Origin of the sequence: Phyllobacterium sophorae (assembly GCF_003010965.1) — a bacterium.
Lineage (GTDB): Bacteria > Pseudomonadota > Alphaproteobacteria > Rhizobiales > Rhizobiaceae > Phyllobacterium > Phyllobacterium sophorae.
In genome coordinates, this window is record NZ_PGGM01000015.1 from 157,858 (window position 1) to 180,622 (window position 22,765).

Genomic DNA, 22,765 nt, shown 5'->3' on the forward strand with positions numbered 1-22,765 from the left:
GTGCGTGTGCATTGCAATAACCCGTCCGGGGAAATGCTGCAGGCGCTGCGGTGTCATGTTGTACAAATCTTCTTGCTATCCTTATCCGTGACAATTTCGCCACCACGGAAGTGAGCGCTAGTTCATGTACACGCTACAAGGCCGGTGGAACTTACCATCCGGCCTTCAGCAGTGCTGGCCTCTGATCGGCGCTCCTGAATTACAGAACGCCCTCAGCCTTAAGACTTCTATAAGTCGCATCAACCGTCCGAGCAGTTGCATCGACAATTATGTCGATCTCATTTCGCTTGATGATCAAAGGCGGAGCAAAGCCGATAGTGTCCGCATGTGGCATTGCGCGTCCAATAACACCATTCTCGAGCAGAGTTGCGGCCGCTCGAACGCCAACTTGGAGGTTGGGCTCGAATGGAATCCGTTGCTTGGGGTCGCGCATTAGTTCTACTGCGGACAATATCCCAACCCCGCGAACCTCACCGACAATAGGATGTCCATCCAGCTTCGCCTTCATCTGTTCTTGCCAATACGGTCCGACGTCGCGGACATGCTCGAGGATATTCTTCTTTTTGAGAACATCGAGGTTCGCGAGCGCCGCGGCTGCGCAAAGGGTATGGCCCGAATAAGTCCAGCCGTGTCCGAGCGCGCCATGCTTTTCCGTGCCCTGTTCGAGCACTGACCATACACGCTCGCCGATGATTGAGCCTGAGATCGGAAGATAGGCGGAGCTCAGGCCCTTTGCGACCGTCACAATATCCGGACGCATGCCATATAGATGAGAGCCGAATTTCTCGCCTGTACGATCGAAGCCGCAAACGACTTCGTCAGCAATCAGAAGGATGTTGTATTTGTCGAGAACTGCTTGAATGGCAGTCCAATAACCTTGCGGCGGGGGGATAATACCACCAGTTCCCAACACTGGTTCGCCGATAAAGGCGCCAACCGTCTCCGGGCCCTCGGCGAGAATCAATGCTTCCAGTTCATCTGCGCAACGCTTGGAAAACGCTTCTTCGCTCTCTCCGTCTTGGGCTTGCCGATAATAATGGGGGGTCGTCGTATGGCGCACAATTTCCAGAGGCAGGTCAAAATGATCGTGGAAGAACGGAAGGCCAGTGAGGCTACCAGTGACGAGACCAGAGCCATGATACCCTCGGAGACGAGATATAATTTTTTTCTTTTGAGGAAGCCCTAAAATATTATGGTAGTACCATACAAGCTTGATGTTAGTTTCGTTGGCGTCAGACCCAGAGAGGCCGAAAAAAACCCTGCGCATGTTTTGGCCGAAATACTCGACGATTGCTTCCGCAAGCAACGCCACCGGCTTTGTACCTTGCCCTGCGTATACATGCGCGAACGGCAGTTCCCGTGCCTGCTGGGCGATCGCCTCGGCAATTTCTGCGCATCCATATCCCATGTTGACGCAGTAAAGTCCACCGAATCCGTCAAGACTTTTCCGACCTTCGGTATCCCAAATGTATACCCCCTCGGCACCCGCCATGATCCGGTTTGGCGTTTCGCCCCGCGAGTGTTTGGCGAGATATGTGGATGGATGGAAGACGTAGCTTCGATCTTTTTCCTGGAGTTGTTCAGTTCCCAAATTACTAAGGCTCATCTCGTTTCCCTCGTTGCGCCGATGGGCAGCCACGAAATAGTCGAGCGCCCATTGTGCGACGTAATCCTACCAGTTAATTCTCTCTTTTTTCGCGGAAATGGTCATCCTCGGCCGACGATTTCACTGAATCGGCGCGCCGTGCCGAAAAAATAGCTTCTACTGCTAAAAGACCGAGGCTGCCGCGTGTCCAGATGGCGCCGTGTTGGATAATCTCATCAAAAGAGATCGTGAGTCCGCTGGCCGTAACTGGAAGCCCGGGACTGCTCGATCTTCCGGCCTGAGTTCGAGGCCATGCCAGAGGGCGCAAACGAAGGCCGGTGATGGGGCGCCATCGCGTTTATCGAACAGTACGCGCCTCCTCTACGTTGCAACTTCTTCGGAGCCGCCGGCCATGATGGGACCTGATCTGCGGAACGGTGCGAGCGGGGAAGGCATGGCTCGAACCCCTTTTAGAGGAGCGCGGCCCCGAACCAGTTGTAATCGTATTCCCGGTCGCCGAGGAGGGATTCGCTGACTGCAGCGCACATGAGCCTGGCACCCTTGTGATCGCTCATCTGTCCCTCGGTGAGCAGCATGGCGAGCGACCTGACGGCACTGTCGTATATGATGTGCAGCTTGAAGTTCAGCCCGCCGCCGTGCAATGCGCTTTCAGATGTGTGGCGTCGATCATGATCCGCTCCGGCGCTTCGTCCCTTCGCCGGCCCGTGCTTGAGTAGACGATGCCGCTCACCACGCGCCGATCGTCGACACGAGGCACTCCGTGTGACAGCGGAAATTGCGGCGCGATCCGACGCCAGCAGAAACAGCTCACCCATCACAACATCTTCCATGGCGCGGTGAATCACATCTCATCCCAAATTAGGTCCTGAGCATAAAAGCTCTAAGCAAGCACAGCCGAGGGAATGGGTGAGTTAGATTTTACGGGTTTTGTGACGATGAGGCTAAAATATTGTTCGATGCCCAGCCCGGCTTCCAGCAGCTTTTCCATGAAACTCTGGTATGCGGAGACGGATGGAGACGCAACTCGCATCAGATAATCAATGCGACCTCCTATTGCCCAGCAATCGAGGATCTCCGGTATCTCCTGGATCGCCGCTTCAAAATGTCTTTGATTCTCCAGGCGATGTCTATCCAGCACGACTTCCACCATAACAAATGTGATGCCGCCCATAAGAGCTGGACTGAGTCGGGCGTAGAAGCCTTCGATGATCCCTTCTTCCTCGAGTACGCGTAGCCTCTCAGAACAGGCCGACGCCGATAGATGTACGCGTTTTGCCAGCTCGCTCTTCGAAATACGGGCATTTTGCTGGATCTCCGAGAGAATTCGGAGGTCCCATGGGTCGAGTCTACAATTGGAGCTTTTTTTCGAGATCATTGGCCACCTGCTTCAAGCCGTTCTAGAATGTGAGTTAGCCACTTCTTCACATTTAGTATACTACTGAGCCAAAATTAGACTGCCTGCCCACACCGACCTAATGAAGCAACTTGGGCCGCGCACTCCCCATGAGTGGGCGGGACCAGTGCTTTCGATGGCCGGCACTGATTAGCGGGGCGCAGGTTATTAATTGCGGTCAAGCCATCTGTTCTTTTGCGGGCATCTGGTAGAGTGCCTTTGCGAGCGAAGGTATGACATCGCCGCAGCACGGTTTGTGTCAAAGCTGCCAAAGCAAACTCAAACGCTTGCGTACCGAGGCGTGATCGAAACAAAGGCTGCGACTGTGTCCCTAAGGTAGTCGGGCGCCAAATACCAATGATTGTTGTGGTCTCTCTTGAGCGAGAGCAGGGATGTATTGGCGTCGTTCTAGGCTTCATTTCGGAAAACGCTAGGTGACGTTAAGTCTCACATTCGGCGTGTGCTTCGAGAGATTACTGGCTAGCAAAGAGTTCCCGACTTAGATCCTAAGTCTCGAGCAATGCGTTTGCGACTACGAGATCACTACGACCGCGATCGCCTGTTTGGCGCGAAACGGTTTTTTGGCGAAATCGGCAGGTACACCGCCAAATGTTGGGGGGACAGAGAACCGGGCACATGACTCCCTGGTGCAGGCGGCTGCCTTACGGCAAAGACAGTCGGCTTGGGCTCGGGATTCAAGGCAAAAAATAGGCATCTGGCACCCCTCTTTTCAACCCACGAATCGCTGTCCTTCCTTAAGCAAGTTCTGGGCACGGCGCAGTACGGGAGCGTCAATCATTTTCCCATCCAGCCCAACAGCGCCAATCCCACTTCTGCGAGCTGCATCAGCTGCATCGACAATCCGTCTCGCGGACTCGATCTGCTCCATCGACGGCGTGAAGGCACTGTTCGCTATGTCTACCTGGCTCGGATGGATGCAGAGAGTGCCTTTCAGCCCCACAGCGTTGGATCGGTTTACTGACATGCCGTACCTGTCCGTCTCACGAAATTCCGCAATCGAACCCATCAAGCCGAGAGGCCTTATGCCATGGTGCGCTGCCACTAAGACGAGTTTGAATTTAACGGCGGCCAGAGTTTCCGAGTCCGGATTGCAGCCCAGATCGGCCGCGAGGTCTTCATCTCCACATACAAGCGCCACAACCCGAGGGCAGGATGCGATCTCATCCATCCGGCCGACAGCCTCCGCTGTTTCGATCAGAGGCAGCAGCTTTGTTTGTCCTGTTGGAAGGCCCAGTGCATACTCTCTTTCCTCCAGTATCTCAGCGAGAAGCATCAAGTGTTGAGCGCTAGCAGCTTTCGCGACAACAACCGCCTTGACATGCTCGTTAACTGTCGCCTCGATGTCCCGGACGGCTAGAGACAGCGGGCGATTGATGCGCACAAGAACGTCCCTTGTCTCTGTACAGAGCGTCGCCGCAATGTCTTGGACAGCCGAGCGCGCTTCGGCCTTATGTTCCGCTAACACCGCGTCTTCTAGATCGAGAATAATCGCATCGGCCTGAGATGTTCGAGCCTTTTCCACAAACCGTGCATTGTTGGCCGGCACGAAAAGAAGTGAGCGCCAGCAGATCTCGCCCGTGTTATTTATCGTCATGTGCGTCCTTGTTCTCTGCCATGAGCATCCCCCTGATTGTCTATTCGCCTTCATCTGCCGTCAAATATCGATTGTCGCCATTAGCCATCTCGTGACTAGATAGAAGGGTTCTGCATCCGCACAATCTGGAAACCAGATGGTAGGGAACAACAAACGCTATTTGACCAATTACGCTTAAGTAGAGAAATTCGCCGAGCAGCTTGCTGAACTCGGACGAACTGAGGGCCGCTCTTTTCGTTCAAATAGCGAGCATCCATATCAAGAACAGGCGGAGTGAGTTATGCCCGACAGCGTCAATTACAAGCTCTTTATCAATGGAACGTGGCGCTCTGGAGCTGACGGGGCCTATATTTCACTCATCAATCCTGCCGACGCGAAGGAGTTCGGACGCGTGGCTGTCGCCTCCGCGAGTGATCTCGATGATGCCCTGACATCCGCGCAAGTTAGCCTTTCGACTTGGGCGAATACACCCTCCCATCAACGCGGTGCCGTTCTCGTTCGTGCTGCTCGCATTTTGGCAGGTAAGATTGAAGCCGCAGCGGCGGCACTTTCCCAAGAACAGGGCAAGACGCTAGCCGAAGCAAAGGGCGAATTTGCGCGTGCGGTCGAAACATTTGAATGGAATGGCCAGCACGCGCAGGAGTTATCAGCGTCTGTTCCCATCGACGACAAAAGGACCCTCATATATGAACCGGCCGGCGTTGTGGCAGCATTCACACCCTGGAACTATCCAGCGGTACTCAATGCACGAAAGTTAGCGCCTGCACTTGCAGCAGGTTGCCCAGTGATTTTGAAGGCTGCAGAAGAGACGCCGAGTGCAGGCGTCTACATGGTGGAGGCATTGCAAGAGGCGGGAGTTCCAGCCGGCGTCGTGAATCTCGTCTTTGGGAACCCGCCGATGATTTCAGAACACTTGCTCGCCTCGCCTTCAGTCCGAGTGCTTTCCTTCACTGGATCAACGCCTGTTGGAAAACAGCTCGCCAAGACTGCGGCAGCGAACCTGCAGCGCTGCGTTCTTGAACTCGGTGGGCATTCTCCAGTCATTGTTTTCGCAGATGCTGATATATCCAAAGCCGCATCTGCGATCTCTGACTACAAGTTTGAATGCGCGGGGCAGAGTTGCAACGCTCCTAGTCGCATTCTTGTCGCTCGGCCGGTCTATGAAACCTTCGTAGAAAAGCTGGTTGAGACTGCGCAGCAAATCAAGGTTGGCAAGCCTAACGATCCCGCAACCACAATGGGACCGATGGCGAACGCGAGACGCATCGAAGCCATGGAGCGCTTAATAAAGGATGCTGTTGCCCGCGGAGCTAAAGTGGAAACCGGCGGAACTCGGCTTGAGCAGCCGGGCTTTTATTGGGCCCCGACTATCTTGAGCAATGTTCATCCTGAATCAACGGTGCTCCGCGAGGAGCCTTTCGGGCCAGTTCTGACCGTAGCACCTTTCGACACGATTGAAGAAGCAATCGAAGAAGCAAACGCAACCGAGTACGGGTTGGCTTCGTACTTCTTCACAGAATCCCCGGACGTCCAAAGGCGAATGATTAGCAGTCTTTCGACTGGCGTGATAAGCGTGAATTATCTGAAGGGCGTTTCTGCGGATGCTCCGCTCGGCGGCCTAAAGCAGAGCGGTTATGGTTACGAAGGTGGAGTTGAAGGGGTGAGGAGCTTTCAGAACCTCAAGCTCGTCAATGCGGCAAGCCCGATAGATATCACTTGAGTGGGGGCGACCACCCGCTTGGCGTTCGAACCAGGAGTTCGATTTTAATGGCCAAAATCAGGATTCTGTCTCCGACAGCGATACTGGGATATAGCTTCCCGGAGGCGTCTTTCGAAGAAGGCCTCCGGAGGAACCCGCACGTCATCGCAGTGGATGCTGGCTCAAGCGACCCGAGTCCAATATTATCCCAGAGTGTGCAATACTGGTTACGTTCCCAGACGGCTTGCCTTCGGGAGCGTTGGAGCACCGACATGTACGGGGCACAACACCATGCCCCGTTGTTGACGTTACGAATTGTAGGGGTCGCCTAGTTGAATAGACAAGATACCATCGTCGCAGGCGCCGATATTGTGAAAAGTGTTGCTGAGGCACTTCAGTACATCTCCTACTATCACCCGCCCGACTACATTCGCTACCTTTCCGCAGCCTACGAGCGTGAGGAGAGTCCGGCAGCAAAAAATGCTATGGCCCAGATTTTGGCGAACTCGCGCATGGCAGCATTTGGCCGACGACCGATCTGCCAAGATACGGGCCTTGTAGTCGTGTTTGCAAAAGTCGGCATGTCTGTTCGGATCGATAGCCCCTACAGCTTGGCCGACCTAATCAACGAAGGCGTCCGCAGGGCCTACCTCGATCCGGACAACCCCTTGCGCGCGTCGGTTGTTATAGATCCATTATCGACTCGACGAAATACACAAGATAATACCCCTGCGGTTGTCCATGTCGATCTCATCCCGGGAAATGAACTCACGTTCATTGTTGCTGCCAAGGGCGGCGGATCGGAAAACAAGGCACGCTTCACGCAGCTGAATCCGAGTGCCTCGGTGTCAGATTGGGTGGTGGATACAGTCTCAACCCTCGGCAGCGGTTGGTGTCCACCCGGGCTAATTGCGGTCGGCGTAGGAGGCAGCGCTGAAAAGGCGATGTTGATGGCAAAGGAAGTGCTGAATGAGCCAATCGACATGTTCGATCTGCTCAGTCGTGGGCCGTCAGGTCCGGGAGAGGAGCTTCGCATCGAACTATACCAGCGTATCAATGCTTTGGGGATTGGTGCCCAGGGATTGGGAGGGCTCACTACGGTAGTCGATGTGAAAGTCGTCACCTTTCCGACCCACGTGGCATCCAAACCTATTGCGTTGATTCCTCAATGCGCGGCGAACCGTCACATAAAATTCTCGCTAGATGGCAGCGGCCCAGCCGTGCTGACGCCGCCCGATATGAGCGACTGGCCAGAGATTGACGTTGATCGCACTTTGTTGATCGGTGCCCGACGGGTGAACCTTAACACGCTCACAAGAGTGGAAACTGCGAAGTGGCGTGCGGGCGAAATTCTGCTTCTTTCAGGGAAAATGCTGACAGGGCGCGATGCGGCCCACAAGCGAATGGCCGATCTTATGGAAGCAGGGATGCCGCTGCCCGTAGACTTGAAAGGACGCGTCATTTACTACGTTGGGCCTGTGCCGGCCGTGCGGGACGAGATTGTTGGTCCAGCGGGACCGACGACATCCACCAGAATGGATGTGTTCACGAGGAAGGTACTCCAAGCAACAGGGCTTTACGCAATGGTTGGGAAGGCCGAGCGGGGGCCAGCAGCGATCGATGCTATTGTGGAACATCGCACTCCGTATATGATCGCAGTTGGGGGCGCAGCATACCTGATTTCGAAATCAATAAAATCCGCTCGGGTGCTTGCGTTCGAGGACTTAGGCATGGAAGCGATCCACGAATTCGAAGTCCAGGATATGCCGGTGACCGTCGCTGTCGACGTAGATGGTAACTCTATCCACCGCGATGGACCAGCCGAATGGCGCCACCGCATAGCAACCCGTTAGGCAGCCGCGCGCCCGCGCATGCTGGAGCAAGATGTCTTCGTGTGCGCACGACTAAGCAACGTTGATAGGACCACCTGTGAATGCGCTCGAACGCTACAGCACTTTCCACGTCACCCGGTAACATATCATCGGACACGCCCCCGTCGGCCGAAATGCAGCCCCACCGCGATGGGAAACCAATTCTCTCACTCTTGCGCACTACGTCGTGGTAAAGGTCGGAACTCATTGCGTATCGCCTCAGAATGGGCTCCAAGGGCGGGAACTGGTCGCAACGTCGGCATCTTTACTGAATCGAATATCGCCGCGGGTGCTATCACTTCTATATCTCCCGTCGGTGTTGCCAAAGGAAGGCGCCGCAGATGTGGATGCTTGGACAGGTCCTCGATTTGATTAAGTCGACCATAGGCAAGGCCTGCAGCCTCCAGCTCAGCCATCGCTCTGTCGCTTGACATCTTCGCAAACCGATCGACGATGATTTCATCCAGTTCAGCCCGGTTGCCAAGGCGCTGCATGTTGTCTGCGAAACCAGGACGACGAGTTAGTTCGGGTCGCTTCAGAAATTCAGCGCAGAAATTCACCCATTCTCGATCGTTTTGGACGGAGAATATAACGTCCCTTCCGTCGGCACAACGGTAGGCCCCGTACGGCATAAGAGATGGGTGATTAACCCCTGCCCTTACTGTTTGATAGCCACTATAGTCAAACTGCAGAACCGGAACATTCATCCAGTCTGCGATGGCATCGAAGAGCGATACTTCGATACCTTTGCCTCGTCCGGTGCGCTCTCGCTCGAAAAGCGCCTGCAGGATTGCGCATAGTGCTGTCATACCAGCTGAGATATCACAAACTGACACGCCAACACGCGCCGGTCCATGCGTTGTCCCCGTTATCGCGCAAAGTCCCGTCTCAGCTTGTAGAATGAGGTCATATGCCTTCAAATGCGAGTACACTCCGCCGTCGCCGAAACCAGAGATGTCGCAGGTTATCAGGCGGGGAAAGCGGTTTCGAAGATCTTCGGAACCAAAGCCGAGTTTTTTGATGCTGCCAGGCTTCAAATTCTGAATAAAGATGTCGGCCTCGGCGATCATTGCATCGAGCACCGCTCGGTCTTCTTCAGCTGTCAAATCGAGGCAGATAGATTCTTTGCCGCGGTTCAACCAGACAAAGTACGCGCTTTGGCCCTGCACTAGTTTGTCGTAATTTCTTGCAAAATCGCCTTCGGGGCGTTCGACTTTGATGACCCGCGCGCCAGCGTCAGCAAGCCGCGACGAGACATAGGGAGCAGCCACCGCCTGCTCAACGGCGACGACGGTGATGCCTTCGAGTGCGTTGTTCATGGGCGTTGTGCCTTTGCGTTCTGAATCGAGTTCTGAGCACGGCGGTAGTTAAGAATGGCAAGAAGCCTGCTCTGTTCGTTGCCCACAATGGAAATGCCTTCATCGACACCCATTCCGGGTTTTGCGAGCATCATGTCAGCTTGTGTGGCAATTGCGACGTTTGCGGAAACCCGCGCTGACAAGTCTGTTTCGGTGCAGCTTCCACCAACATATGCACCTACTCCTTGTTCCTTGCACGCCAGGACCCCCCATACCGTGTCGGCAACGGAACCAACATCAGGCATCTTGATCTGTACGATGTGAGCGGCTTTTGCTTCGGCAAAAAGGCGTATGTCATCGAGCGTGTTGCATTGTTCGTCGACCACAACGCGGGCATTCGAGCTGCGGGCGTCCAGAAGATTTACAATCTTCACATACTCGTCTAGCTGCGCATCCGTCGATCCAAAGTCGGCCGGGGATTCTATGTGAAGTCGGTGGCCCGGGACATCATCTGCAACCGTACAAATAAAGTCCGCTATTTTGCCCGCGTCCATTCCGATCTCCAGGCCGATCCAGCCATAGACGTCGAAGTGGAGCGTGGGATGATATCCCGGCTCTCCAATTTCTCTTGTGCGTTTTGCAACCCACTTGACAAACTCCCGAAAAGTCTCTCCCGAAGGGCCGAACTTCTCACGGGAATTGATCAGACCGTGCGGAAGGACATCGACAGATTTAAGTATCATCTTGTCGACGTTAATCTCTCTAGCGTCTCCGCTCTGGGCATAGATCGGTATACGTTTATCCGGTAAAGGCAGGAAATATTCAGAGCAGATCACCTCGGCAAGAGTTGTCCGCGTAACATGTGCGGAAGCCGCAAGAAGGGCTTGGCTAACACCATATTCAACCGCTAGCGGAAGTCGCTTACCCTCATGATATGCGAGGGCTCGGTCACAAGCTTCCAGGAAGTTGGACACGTCAACAGAAAGAAGCCGCGGGACGATAACAGATCTTGCAAGCGATCCAATCGATTCCGTCTGGAAAAGCGGGTCGCGACCGCTTGCACCTGAGTACTGCACGCTCATCATGTCGCCCCAGACAATTGCTCCATCTGACAGAACGAGCCCGATGCTGATAGATTGCGATGGCATTCGAATTGTCGTGAAGCCAGGAGTCAGTGGTGTTCCTACATAGCGGAAACCATCTGTGGCGATACCAGCGCGGATGGCTGCTTGATCGTCATAAAAAAAGCTTCCCGTTCCCGGTGCGAATATCACGTCTTTTACTGTTGCAGCTGTTGCCATAAGCGCGCGCTCACTTCTTGATCTCAGTTTATCGGCGGGCAGCGACCTCGAGGAGGCTGCGCACCTAATTCAATGCCAAGGCATTTCTCATGTCCTCACGTTGGAGTATGCCCCGCGATGCCGCGCACACTCCAATATAATCTTCACTTTCCAACCATCTCGTTTCGAGATAATATCCGGAGAAACAAAACAATAATCTGGGGCGGGCACGCATTTGTGGGTTCCGCCGGGGGATCTGTACGTGGAATTAAGACAACTCAAATATTTTGCGGGCGTAGCAGAGGCGGGGAGCTTCACCAAAGCTGCGGCACAGCTGAATGTCGCTCAGAGCGCGCTCAGCCTTCACGTACGTCAGATGGAGGAAGGCTTCGGTACACAGCTGTTGGTCCGCGATAGAACTGGGGTAACGCTGACTTCCGCTGGTGCAAAGCTGCTAAACCACGCGCGCATCATCTTGGGCCAGGTTAGTCTCGCCGAACAAGATCTGACGAACAAGGTAAAATCACCCGCTGGCGAAGTTACCATCGGAATACCATCTGGAGCAGCTCGCGTCATGGTGACAGAGCTCCTCGCGTTAGCCAAAGACAGGCTGCCAAAGGTCTCCATCAAGATCGTCGAAGGAATGAGCGGCTCGATTGACGAGTGGATGACCGCCGGTCGCTTCAATCTGGCAATTCTCTACAAAACGGTCGAAAGCCCAGGCAATTCTACAGTGCTGGCCCGAGAAGAATTTTGCCTCGTGGCACCGCCCGACCAGCCACCCTTCGAAGACACGATAAGGCTAGCCGATCTGCATGCATATCCGCTGGCTGTACCTATGCGCGTCAACAACGTTCGTCGCTCGGTGGCTGACGTCGTGGCTCAGCACGGCTGCATGTTAGATGTCCGATTCGAAGTCGATTCTCTTTCGACGATTATCAGCATGGTGATGGACGGAAAAGCTTATTCGATCCTAACACCGTCGGCTATTCAACGAGAGGTCTCTCTTGGCCAAGTTCGGGTTGTTAGGATTGTCGACCCCGTTATTACACGCTCCGTCGTACTTGCGGTTAACGCAAAAGATGAGCGGTCAATCGAAGTGAATGCAGTGCGTGCGCTGATCAGCGAAGTCGTGGACCTCTTAGCTCACAACGGCAAATGGCCTACGATCTTGCCCGAAGTCGAATCGGCCCTCCACCACTAACGGCGCCTCGTCGGCAACAGTCTAACCGCCCCATAGAGCTGGTTCCGATCGCTATCGCACCATATCACATCGGCTGGCTGGAGATCGTCATAGCGATCGCGCGCATGATCGGCTCTGACTCACTTTTGGTGAAATCAAGTGCTGGCTGAGACGATTCGTCTCCACCCTGTCGCTTGGCTTCCCCGGGATCAAGGATGGAGCGACGACTACGCATTCGTGGGCAAGTGAGACGATGGGCCGGTAGAGACCGTAACCCGTGGGCCCTGCCTCATAGCAAAAATGTACGCGATCAAACTTAGCGGCGACGGGGTGGTGCGTTTCAGGTAGTTCGCTGTCGCAGACCAATGCCCACTATTGCCGTAGCGTGTTGAGCACTCGTTAGATGCCTGCAGTCCGCGCAAGACCAAACACGCTGTGAGTAGATTCTAACTGCCCGATCTCCTGAATAAGCGCTGTCATTCACTGCGAACGACCCCGACTGGACAAATGCGCTTCGCATAATTGTCGCCGAAGGCGACGGTTGCCCGCCGCCTATATTTACGCGCGCAATTTGCGGCGGCGCGACTACGTTGGTTGGCCTAGCGCTGCATTCGTATGCCGCGCGCTAAGCGTCTGTGCCCCGCCGAGGTCACGCTTAATCTTATGAGCCACGGATAAGCCGCTCTCGATGGCGCCGTCAACGTACCCATACCAGCCGTTCGCATAGTCCGTTCCAGCAAGGTATACACCCCCTTCGGGGTTGGCTAGGTCGCGATGGTACTTAACCAGCTGACCAGGACGTGCAATTGCCCAAGTCTCTCGGGAAAATGGGTCGTGAACCCAGTCGTGTCCCAGTGTTCCTGCCACGATGGCGTTCGGTAGCCATTGGCGCACGGCAGCCTGGACCTGCCCCAAATCAGTCATGTCCAAACGCTCAGCGTCTGGCCCGAGAACTTGCGCGATCATTCCGCCATCGATCTTAGCACGCGTTTCCATCCAGGTCAGCGGGTGTTCGGACGAGGCCAACGCCATTAACGGTTCATACTCGCCGAGCAGGTGCACAAAGAACATAATTCCCTGGGTTGCCTGACGTTCATCCATCATTGCGCGCTTACTTTCGCTGAGCGGGGGAATGAAGTCGATCCCTGGAAGGGCGTTCACAGGAACAGTCACCACGGCGCTCTTGGCAGTCCATATTGTGTCACTCACAGTGTGGACTCGAACGCCTTCATCGATCTGTTCGATTCGTGCTACCGCGGTTTCCAATAAAACATCGGCACGCGCATCTTCGAGTATCGCCTCGACTACTGCTTGAAAACCGCCTCTAACACGAAAGCGAATGATGTCACCTGTGCTGTATCCACGGCCGGTCGCCAGTCGTCGCAGGCATTGAGAATAAGCGCCATTTTCGGCAGGAGCGCTGAAGGCGCCAGACAAAACGGCGTCCATAATATCACGCTCGTCGTTTTGCATTCCGAGCTGTGTGAGTCCCTCTGTCATCGTTAGATGGTCGACTCGCTGGAGATCCGATTCGCGAAAGAACGGCTCGTACGGGCGCTCAAAGACATTCTCGGCGACAGGGACGATGCGCTTGAAACCTTTACTGATCCGCCTATCCATCTCCTCCGGCGGCATGTCCTCGAGGTGATTGCCGTTAAGATACAGCGATGTGGCAAAATCGTGAGAATCGTCGTGCAGGTCATAGATTCCGAAACCATATCGGGTTAACTCGGCCCAGATATGCGGCTGAGACCAGTGAACCAACTGACCGCCCAATTCAAAGGTCTGCCCCCACCCTTGGCTTGACCAGACTCTGCCACCAACTCGGTCACGTGCCTCAAGAACCACGACATTGAGGCCGTTGTTGCTAAGTTCCCGCGCTGCCACGGCGCCAGCAAAACCGGCGCCTACAACGACTACATCACAGTTTTTTCGCTCCATTAGAATCTCCCCTTAGTTCGGTTGTTCATCGACAATTAGCTAACTAGCTGGAGCTGCACTTTATGTTTTCATGAAGTGAGATTTGCGGCCTAATTGTGGGTGCGGAAATCCCCCGAGTTGATGTCTACTGGTGCATAAAATGTGCGCGTATGGACAGAGCGCTACAGTTTGGACAAACGTAGGCTCACAGCTTCCTGCACGGATCTGCGCCTTCCACTCGCTCTGCCGAACGCTGCCCATGAAGACTTCGATCGTACCAGCTCCCTGCTGGGTACAACGTAAGCGTCGCCAGCATCGTCAGACACGTCACGGTCCAAAAATTGCGGGCAGCACAATGCATACACTGTCAAACACCCGCATTTGACGCACAGCAAGAGTCTTGAAAATGCTCTCACGCCCCGTGCGAATGTCGTCACGTATGTCTGTGCGTCTCTCGCTCACGAACCACGGGTTTCTTACGTTCGTTGCGCAAACCAACGCTAGCCTCTGCGACTATATTAATGGCTATGAAAAAGCGCGGTCACCGCAAGTCGCAGTTCAAACATTCAAACCGGACAACTGTTAACAATATCTGCTTCACTCGAGGGTGCGCCTCCAACTTCATATGTCAGCGCTTTCTGCATAAAGAGGGGTATAAACGCTGATTTCCTGCATAGCGAGGCGGCGGTTCGGCTGAAATTGTCGTTTATCGCTTGCTACCGTTCACGTGCGCTTCCGGACCTGGACATAGAGGTGCCTCTGGAGGAGTCAACCCGCTCGCGGAAACGAGTGAACCGGGAACACGCGAAGGAGAACATGCAAATGCTAGTCGGCTATACCAACCGGTTTTCGGCTCGTGGTGGCGAAAACCGAAGTGAAAGTGTCAAGCGACTTTTCCAGCGACTACGCTGCTGACCTCGTTCGCATTTTCTCAGCGGACCCCAACCCGGAAGGACCGGGCATGGATGTTCGCCCGGTCTCCGCAGCTTTCGAAGGCACCTACAAATCAGTGGCGAAACCATCGCGTCCGGGGTCCTATGGCATCATTCCGCTTGGCGGGACGGATATCGCCGCAGATGCTACGTTTTCCATCAGATTTCAACCACGTCTCCTGCGTGAGTCGCCCCAAGTTTTGTTTTCCTTTATCGCTCTTCCGGGGAAAGCCGTCTCGATTAGCATCCAGACGGCCGGCCTCAAGCTCGAGACGTTTGGCGAATCGGACGCCGTGTCCTTCGCATTTGAAATCGGTCGGTGGTATGAGTTGCGGCTCGCGATCGCGGCAGGCGGCCTGCATCTGATCGGATACTCTGTCGAAACTGGAGCACGGTGTTTCGAAGTTAGGACGCGGCCGCTGAATGAAAGGTCCGGATTTACAAAACTAGTCCTGGCGGCAGCACAACAGCTAGAAGACCCAGCAGCGTTCACATCTTTTTTCAACGGGCGGCTCGAAGCCCCCATGTTGTTGCGCGGGGCGCAGCCCGTCGAAGGCCTCCCGGACAGTCCAGCGCTAGAAGGTGACATACTCGCTCTGTGGGATCTCGGCATTGACATTCCGACATCGCACATCCGCGACAAAGGCCCGTTACGGCTAGACGGAACCCTGCATAACCTGCCGGCACAAGCGGTGCGCGGCTCGCGATGGTCCGGTGAAGAGATCTGCTGGAGGCACGCTCCTGATGAATACGCAGCCGTCCATTTCCACGAGGACGACCTTTATGACTGCGGCTGGCAGACTGATTTCTGCTTTGATATTCCCCACGATCTTCCGAGCGGAGTATACGGTATTCGTTTGAGATGCGAGGACGCTGAGGACATCATCCCTTTCTTTGTCCGCCCAGCCCGGGGTGCTGTAAAGGCAAAGATTGCAGTGCTGTTCTCGACATTCACCTATCTTGCCTACGCGAATCATCCCCGCGGCAACTTCGACTCCGCCTATGTCGAAAGGCGCAACGCTTGGCGTGCCTATCCACACCATCCGGAGGAGCATCCGGAATTTGGTCGCTCGCTCTATGATTTCCATCCCGACGGAAGCGGGATTCAGTTCAGTTCTATGTTGCGGCCACAGCTAAGCATGCGGCCTGGCTACTTCGCTTACCCTGACGCGCGAGGGTCAGGGCTGCGCATTTTCCCTACCGACACGCATCTGGTCGCGTGGTGTGCGGCGAAAGACATCACTTTTGACGTTGTCACAGATCATGACCTCGAAGCCGAGGGTAGCAAGGCACTTGAAGAGTATGCGTTGGTGCTCACAGTGACCCACCCGGAATACCATACGGCTCGCACCCTGGACGCGATCGGAGATTTCGTGGCCCACGGCGGCAGCCTTGGCTACCTTGGGGGCAACGGGTTCTACTGGCGGGTTGCTACAAGCGACGCTTTTCCCAGCGCTATAGAAATTCGACGCGGCGAGACGGGCGCTAGGGCTTGGGAGGCAGAACCCGGAGAGTACTTCCATGCCTTCGACGGCCAATATGGCGGCCTCTGGCTCAAGAACGATAGGCCTCCGCAGCGCCTCGCAGGTGTTGGCATGTCGGCTCACGGCCCGTTTACTGGCTCCTACTATCGCCGCACAGAAGCCTCGTATGATCCGAGTTTTGCATGGCTGTTTGACGGGATCGATGACGAGATCCTTGGCGATTTCGGGTTTTCCGGCGGCGGGGCTGCTGGGTTCGAAATCGACATTGTCGACGCATCGCCACCCGAAGCCATTGTCCTTGGGAACTCTGAGAAGTTTATTGGAGATTATTGCTGCGTTTCGGAAAGGGTAAACTGGGGAGCGGAAGTGAACATGTCGACTTGGCAGGCGTCACAGATCAGGGCGGATCTTTGCTTCATTCCGAAGTCTCACGGAAATTTTGTGTTCTCTGCAGGTTCGATTCTGTTTTGTGGAAGTCTCCCTACGAACGACTTCAAGAACAACATCTCGAAACTGCTGGAAAACGTTGTGAGGCGCTGCCTTTGAGTGATGACGCTGCAAATTTCGTCGACTGAAGGCGAGAGCATTTTGATTGGCTTCACAATATCGACGCGGATCGAAGCCTGTAGCGGCACGAAACCACCGCACCGTGAGACATGTGGCGGCGATGATGACGAAGCCTCTCTGAAGTTCGAGAAGAAGCTTGTCGTCGCGGGTCACTACACGCCGGAATTGCTTGAGCTTTGCGAAGAAGCACTTAAATTAGGTCGCGTTCCGGCAGAGCCGCCAGTAGCCTCGGTGAGGGCGGCGAAGTTCGGGTCGCGGCGGATGACCGGCATAGCGCCAGCGTTCAGGAAAGTATCGTGAAAATATTCGGCCTCACAGGCTCTATCGGCGATAAGGTGGCCTGGACTAAGGCGATGAAGCAATTGCCTACCATAGATCACGCCACCACGATGTCCTAGTGCGAACACGAAACGCACCGGCACCCCAAAGGCATCAACGACCGTGGGGGTCTTAGTGCCTAGATGGTCGCGTGAGCGGCCAAGCCCCTGGGTGTCCGCTCCCCCTTTCCGCCGTCCTCCCACGGCCTAGGACTGGCACGGAAGGAGGTGGACTCGACCGAGACGGCTCCCTGCGCTCGAACAAGCCATCCAGAACGCCCATCTTGATCCAAACGGTATAGCGGCCGCTTGACGGTCTGATAGTTGCAGTAGCGTTCGGGTAAGTCACGCCAGCGCCCACCCGAACGGGCCATTCAGATCCATAACCGTCGGTTGTTTGAGCGCTCAGCCTGCCGCCCCTTCCGCCCTCCCCGGCAGAAACGGTTCGATCCGAGGCCACTGTTCAGCATTTAGCGCATCGACGTTTATGCCCGACCTTCAAAAGTCAGTCGTTAATCTGATTTGACGCGGTTTAGAGAGCCAAACCGTTAGATCGCCACCACAGCCTAGTCTAGATGATGTGCTTTTATCGCCTTGACAACTTGCGCGGAGTCAGGCGCACCTTGTGACAAGCGCTCGAAGCTTCCTGTCATTCCAAGGAGTTGGCGCTCGATTTATAATAGCGCGTGCTAAGCCGCGCGTTATCAGGCTTGTCGATATATTTCCGGCAGCCCTGATCCACGGTGGTATCGGCGATAAGTGCACACCAGGGCAGGCCTCGTATCGGAGTAACGCGCACCAGCGGAGCCCTTGATCATTCAGTCCGGAGGGAATGGATGCTGCAGTTGTTGCGTCAGGTTGAAGGAATAGGTGAAGGGAGTCCAGTCGACCCAGCCCATGAAACTCTCATCGGGTTTGTCCCGTCCGACTGCGAACGGTGCAACAGGCATTGTCGGCGTGATCAGGAGATCATACTTCTCATAGAACTTCCCATGAGGAAAGAAAGCTCAAAACGCGCAGCCTCGGCATCCTGAAATTCCGCCAGCGTGATTTTAAGCCCCGTTCAGCCCCTGTGGAAAGCCAGGATCTAATAGCTGACTTTTCTTGTTTAAACCCTGGATTGGCCTCGACCACCTCGGCTCCAAGAGCCCGCAGCTGGTCGACCGCCATATCGGTGATCCTTTGGATGTCGTGCGCCACCTTCACATACTCAAGATCTCGACTGTAGCCGATGCGCGGACCCTTGAGGATTTTTGCTGGATTGACACGGATACGGGGATAAACGCGCCCCGCAAAACCGTCGCGAGCGTCCTTCTGGCCGATGACGTTCAACATAAGGATTGCACGTAATCGGCCACAAGTATGCTCATGGCGCTGGCCGGCCATTGGGGAACAAGACCGAAGGTCGGCTTGAAGCCGAAGGTTCCTGTGAAGCTCGCTGGTATCCGGATTGATCCCCCACCGTCGCTACCCTGATGCAGAAAGCCAAGGTTGAGGGCGGCCGCCACTCCGGACCGCCCGACGACCCGCCCGGAGTAAGGTCCGGGTTCAAAGGGTTGTGGGTAATACCGTAGAGCGGACAGATCCGCGCTACCCGCGCAGCCTGAGAGCGGCCGCGCCCGCTCTCCAACCATTACTGAGGTCGCGACCTCGTACAGAACATCATTCAAATCTCGAAAATCTTCCGCGGCACATTGGTCAAGACTTCAACGCCTGACTGAGTCACGCGGAAAGTTTCGCTGATGACATATCCGAAATCCTCATCTATCCAGTTGCCCAGCATCAGGTGGAAGGTCATGTTCGGTTTCAGTTCCGTCATATCCCCATCCTTAAGGCTCGCCGTTGGCTCAAGCCAGCCAATCCCATGGGCGTAGCCGCAACGCGTCTCCTTTTTCAACCCATGTTTCCCGATCGTCAGATAGAACGCATTGGCGACATCACTGCATGTCGCTCCTGGCCGAATGGCCCCAAGGGAAGCCTCGAGACCGGCTACCTGAATTTCATGGACGCGGCGCAAACGATCAGAAGGTGCACCGATCGAGTAAGTGCGCATAAGGCCAGCGCAATACCCGTGGCGCGAGCCGCCGAGCTCGATGTTAATCTGCGATCCTTGGCGCAAGTCGTCCTCCGACCACGGAATATGGCAAGTCCCTGTCCGCGGTGACGAACACAGGGCCATTTGCTCGATCATCGTTCCGGGCTTGCCATTCGCTCCGCGGATCAAGCTTGCCGCGATTTCCGCGGCCACGTCAGCTTCACGTACACCTGGGCGAATCACCTCAGCGGCTCGTAGGATTGCCGCATCTGAAATTGCAGCCGCCTCCCGCATTACCTCAATCTCGAGATCGGATTTGATCAGCCGAATCCACGCAACTGCTTTCGTGCAGTCAACAAGCTTGGCCTTGGGCAGACGTGTCCTAAATTTCTCGGACGATTGCGCGGCAAGGCTGTAAGTCTCAATCCCTATGCCGCGGTTTGCGAGATCGCTTTCCTCAAGATAGTCGATTACCGCGTCGTACCCGTCCTTATCGGGATTCCCGATGAGCGCTTCGGGATAACCGATGATTTTGTCGCGCTCCATAAAGCACTGATGAATAGCTGCTGGCGCATCGCACAAGCGAAGAATGAATGTGGGCTCTTCTTCATGCATTGAGACTACAATCCCCTGCGGAACATAGGCCGAAAGAGCCGTGTATCCAGTGAGGTACGCGATGTTGTGGCCGTCAGATACGAATAACGCGTCAATATCGCGCCGTGCCATCTCTGACTTCACAAGTGCCAGTCGGCGCAGATATTCACCTCTAGGAAATGCTTGCTGCCCTCTATTAACCATTATTTTAATCTCCAACTCGATGTTCGTGAGGATGATGCTGCAATCTTAGCGCTTTAGTCGCTGAGTTCGATGACGTCGCGCGAGATGACCACGATTGCTGTGAAAGCCATTTCCAATCGGCGCCGCCTACAATAACCTTCAAATAAGCCACACCATTGGTAGGACGAGGTCCGTCAGCGCGATATCGCTGTTATGGAAACGCGAGGACATTCCGTTAATCCCATTTTCGCAACCTTCATGCGGTTAATGTTGTCTCGACCAGGCTCACCCAATAACCGATGCCATAGGGCAGGCTTTCGTCGTTGAAATCATAAGCCGAGTTGTGCAGCGCCGCAGTGGGGCCATTACCAACGAATACGTAGGAGCCTGGCCTAGCTTCGAGCATATAGGAAAAATCCTCGGCACCCATGGAGGGCTTGATCTTAGTGTCAACGGCGCCACTCCCGACAAGACTACTTGCTGCCTTGATCGCCAAGTTGGTCTGATCAGTAGCGTTGACAGTAACGGGCTCTAGTCGGCGGTACTGGAATTCTATTTCCCCGAGAAATCCGCGCGCAATGCCTCGGGCGGCTGCATAGATCTGTTGCTCAGCAAAGTCCCGTAAGTCGGGTGTGAGGGTTCTGACTGTGCCAGCTATCTGCGCGTGTTCTGGAATGATGTTGTAGGCCTCGCCAGCGATCAGTTTGGTAACGGAGATGACAAGCGATTCCATCGGGTTCGTGTTGCGGGATACCAAGGCTTGCAGTCCAGCAACGATTTGTGCTGCAATGACAATGGGATCTATGGTTTGATGTGGCATGGCCGCATGGCCACCTCTCCCCCTAACGACAATGTCGAACTCATCAACAGCAGCCATCAGAGGGCCATCGCATATGGCGAACTCACCAACCTTGAGGTCTGGCTGGTTGTGCATGCCGAAAACCTGGGAGATGCCGAAACGATCCATGATCCCTTCCTGGACCATCCTTTGAGCGCCTCGGCCGTCTTCTTCCGCAGGTTGAAAGATTAGGGCGACTGAGCCCTTAAAGTTCCGCGTATTCGCAAGATATTTCGCCGCACCCAGTAGCATGGCCGTGTGACCGTCATGGCCGCAGCCATGCATCTTGTCCGGAATCCGCGACGACCATGGCTTGTTTGACTTTTCGAGGATTGGCAGGGCGTCCATATCCGCCCTCAACCCAATTGTCGGACCAGTTCCACCTTCACCGTGAATCATTGCTACAATGCCGGTTTCTGCTATCCCAGTCTCTATGTGGTTAATACCGAAGGAACCAAGCTTTTCTGCCACGAACCGAGCCGTATTCTGTAGCTGATAGCCGAGCTCCGGATATTGGTGGAGGTAGCGGCGCCATTCGGTTGCCTCGTTTTGGAGCGCGCGGAAGGTCTCAATGTTTGGCACGTGTTCGTTCTCCAGGTCGAATATGGGTATGGCGTCATCCTGTTATTGATATTCAGCCACCCGGGTGAGCGTCAAATTCAGTTTGTGTATCGCCGTCATCTAGCAGCGAGATGGAGTCGTGGCCGGTGAGACTGGTCGAAGTGACTACGCCGAAATGCAAACCGATAAATTCTCCTGAATGCCCGCGAACCGGATTCCAAAGGTTTCTCGGAGTTCGACGTAGTCTCTCCAGCAACTGCCTGGGTTCAACCTTGCTTGCGCTTAATGATCGAGGAAGGTTTGATTAAGACAGCAAGATTTAGACAACCCCGCGCCCGAGCTTTGCCGGAGCACGGGATGAGCGAGGCCTTATTTTACGCCCACGTGTGGCGGCATGAATGCGTCGATGGTCAACCCGACGAAGGCTCTGGAGGACGAAGACCATCAGCTCAAGACGATGTACACCGAGATGAGCATGTAGGCGAGATCCTCCCAAAGAGGCTCTCGGAAAAAATGACGCGGCCATCCCATATCCGACGAGCAAACCGTGCGTCGCCGATAGATCAACGCTGAGAGATGTCCGGGAAGATTGTGGCGTTGCGTGGGATAAGCATGCGCTGACCTGCCGCACTTCTTTGATGTCAGCGAACTTGCTATCGCTATATTCGCAAACGGAACGACGAGATCGAGCAGATCAGACTGCTGATAGGGCGGACGCGGGCGACGAAGTGTTTCGGCTTCCGCGTACGTGTCTTTTATGGAGTAATGTCCAGGGAGGCCGGAACCCTAAACGCGTCCATCACATTGGCCTAACGTTATTGCAGGCAATCACGTTAGGCGGATCTTTCGTGAGCTGAGCTCAGAATCAAGCCGCGTAAGCGTTTGAAGCGTACGGACCGGATGTACTTGCCGTCCGGAATCGCAAAACATATTCTGGTCGATCAACTTCATCGCGGACCCCTTTGGCGGATGGGGCCAAATTGCGACTGTTGAAAGCCCTGCCAAATGCGGCCATTCGCAACCTGAATGAGATCATCGAATGGCTGCAAACCGTTCGCTCGGCTTCAAGCCTATCGCATGCCACGAGCTCAAATCTTCCGAAATCGAGATGTGGCGACGTTTGCCTGCAATCCATGATCTTCTACTGACGAGCAGTTCGAGGTCGAGTAAATACCCGCCTAAGCAAGGGATTAGAAATCCCGCCCAGGAACGCTCCGGCGCCGAAGCCGGCCATGATCCACGATACCGATTAATAGCGCTCTGGAAGAAGATGCTGCCGCTCACAGCCTTCTGCAAGTCATTTTGCCGATGTCTCTCCGGCGCGATGACATCCGGCAGAGTCACATCGCGGCAAAGGTTACCGGCTTCGCGGCTAACGCCGGGTCGAAA

General features: G+C 54.9%; 17 protein-coding genes and 1 pseudogene. 5 read left to right on the forward strand and 13 right to left on the reverse strand.

Annotation, left to right across the window (positions count from 1 at the left end):
• Positions 1 to 199: 199 nt before the first annotated feature.
• From CU103_RS25600 to CU103_RS25615, 4 genes are all read right to left on the reverse strand, one after another.
• Positions 200 to 1,606 carry an aminotransferase gene (locus CU103_RS25600; RefSeq protein WP_106666849.1) on the reverse strand — a complete coding sequence of 469 codons (1,407 nt, stop codon included), beginning with the start codon at positions 1,604 to 1,606 and terminating at the stop codon, positions 200 to 202.
• Positions 1,607 to 2,055: 449 nt separating this feature from the next.
• Positions 2,056 to 2,421, reverse strand: coding sequence for a transposase (locus CU103_RS25605; RefSeq protein WP_146147868.1), 366 nt, complete (start codon positions 2,419 to 2,421; stop codon positions 2,056 to 2,058).
• Positions 2,422 to 2,486: 65 nt separating this feature from the next.
• Positions 2,487 to 2,981, reverse strand: a complete 495-nt coding sequence (locus CU103_RS25610) for an Lrp/AsnC family transcriptional regulator (protein ID WP_106666851.1) — start codon at positions 2,979 to 2,981, stop codon at positions 2,487 to 2,489.
• A 748-nt stretch (positions 2,982 to 3,729) separates the two neighbouring features.
• A complete protein-coding gene (locus CU103_RS25615; RefSeq protein WP_106666852.1) occupies positions 3,730 to 4,668 on the reverse strand; it encodes an HpcH/HpaI aldolase/citrate lyase family protein in 939 nt (312 codons plus the stop codon).
• Between the two features lie 226 nt (positions 4,669 to 4,894).
• Here CU103_RS25615 and CU103_RS25620 point away from each other — a divergent pair, with 226 nt between their 5' ends.
• Together CU103_RS25620 and CU103_RS25630 are read left to right on the forward strand one after the other, a co-directional pair.
• Complete coding sequence (locus tag CU103_RS25620) at positions 4,895 to 6,334, forward strand: NAD-dependent succinate-semialdehyde dehydrogenase (RefSeq protein WP_106666853.1); 1,440 nt, start codon at positions 4,895 to 4,897, stop codon at positions 6,332 to 6,334.
• A 311-nt stretch (positions 6,335 to 6,645) separates the two neighbouring features.
• A complete protein-coding gene (locus CU103_RS25630) occupies positions 6,646 to 8,166 on the forward strand; it encodes a fumarate hydratase (protein ID WP_106666855.1) in 1,521 nt (506 codons plus the stop codon).
• A 185-nt stretch (positions 8,167 to 8,351) separates the two neighbouring features.
• On the opposite strand, the gene CU103_RS25635 is transcribed toward CU103_RS25630, so the two are convergent.
• Positions 8,352 to 9,503, reverse strand: a complete 1,152-nt coding sequence (locus tag CU103_RS25635) for a CaiB/BaiF CoA transferase family protein (RefSeq protein ID WP_106666856.1) — start codon at positions 9,501 to 9,503, stop codon at positions 8,352 to 8,354.
• Positions 9,500 to 10,783 (reverse strand): methylaspartate ammonia-lyase, encoded by a 1,284-nt coding sequence (locus tag CU103_RS25640; RefSeq protein WP_106666857.1) that lies wholly within the window; start codon positions 10,781 to 10,783, stop codon positions 9,500 to 9,502. The genes CU103_RS25635 and CU103_RS25640 overlap by 4 nt, the downstream gene beginning before the upstream one ends.
• A 241-nt stretch (positions 10,784 to 11,024) precedes the next feature.
• Between CU103_RS25640 and CU103_RS25645 the strand changes: the two genes are divergently transcribed.
• Complete coding sequence (locus CU103_RS25645; RefSeq protein WP_106666886.1) at positions 11,025 to 11,966, forward strand: LysR family transcriptional regulator; 942 nt, start codon at positions 11,025 to 11,027, stop codon at positions 11,964 to 11,966.
• A gap of 150 nt (positions 11,967 to 12,116) precedes the next feature.
• Here CU103_RS25645 and CU103_RS32295 read toward each other — a convergent pair.
• A pseudogene (locus CU103_RS32295) lies at positions 12,117 to 12,254 on the reverse strand (IS110 family transposase); the annotation flags it as partial.
• Positions 12,255 to 12,530: 276 nt separating this feature from the next.
• Complete coding sequence (locus CU103_RS25660; protein WP_106666858.1) at positions 12,531 to 13,886, reverse strand: flavin monoamine oxidase family protein; 1,356 nt, start codon at positions 13,884 to 13,886, stop codon at positions 12,531 to 12,533.
• A gap of 853 nt (positions 13,887 to 14,739) precedes the next feature.
• Here CU103_RS25660 and CU103_RS25665 point away from each other — a divergent pair.
• Entirely contained in the window at positions 14,740 to 16,827 is a 2,088-nt protein-coding gene (locus CU103_RS25665; protein WP_146147869.1) for a N,N-dimethylformamidase beta subunit family domain-containing protein, read from the forward strand.
• Entirely contained in the window at positions 16,828 to 17,148 is a 321-nt protein-coding gene (locus CU103_RS25670) for a hypothetical protein (RefSeq protein ID WP_146147870.1), read from the forward strand.
• A 995-nt stretch (positions 17,149 to 18,143) separates the two neighbouring features.
• On the opposite strand, the gene CU103_RS32590 is transcribed toward CU103_RS25670, so the two are convergent.
• The 5 genes from CU103_RS32590 to CU103_RS31825 all read right to left on the reverse strand — a co-directional run.
• Positions 18,144 to 18,500: an amidase family protein gene (locus CU103_RS32590; protein WP_106666862.1), complete on the reverse strand. Its 357-nt coding sequence runs from the start codon at positions 18,498 to 18,500 to the stop codon at positions 18,144 to 18,146.
• Positions 18,494 to 18,799 (reverse strand): amidase family protein, encoded by a 306-nt coding sequence (locus CU103_RS32595; RefSeq protein WP_146147872.1) that lies wholly within the window; start codon positions 18,797 to 18,799, stop codon positions 18,494 to 18,496. The genes CU103_RS32590 and CU103_RS32595 overlap by 7 nt, the downstream gene beginning before the upstream one ends.
• Positions 18,800 to 18,831: 32 nt before the next feature.
• Entirely contained in the window at positions 18,832 to 20,001 is a 1,170-nt protein-coding gene (locus tag CU103_RS25690; protein ID WP_106666887.1) for a M24 family metallopeptidase, read from the reverse strand.
• A gap of 232 nt (positions 20,002 to 20,233) precedes the next feature.
• Positions 20,234 to 21,397 carry a M20 aminoacylase family protein gene (locus CU103_RS25695; RefSeq protein ID WP_106666863.1) on the reverse strand — a complete coding sequence of 388 codons (1,164 nt, stop codon included), beginning with the start codon at positions 21,395 to 21,397 and terminating at the stop codon, positions 20,234 to 20,236.
• Between the two features lie 1,011 nt (positions 21,398 to 22,408).
• Positions 22,409 to 22,765: hypothetical protein (locus CU103_RS31825; RefSeq protein WP_210203843.1), on the reverse strand; the 357-nt coding region annotated here is incomplete at its 5' end.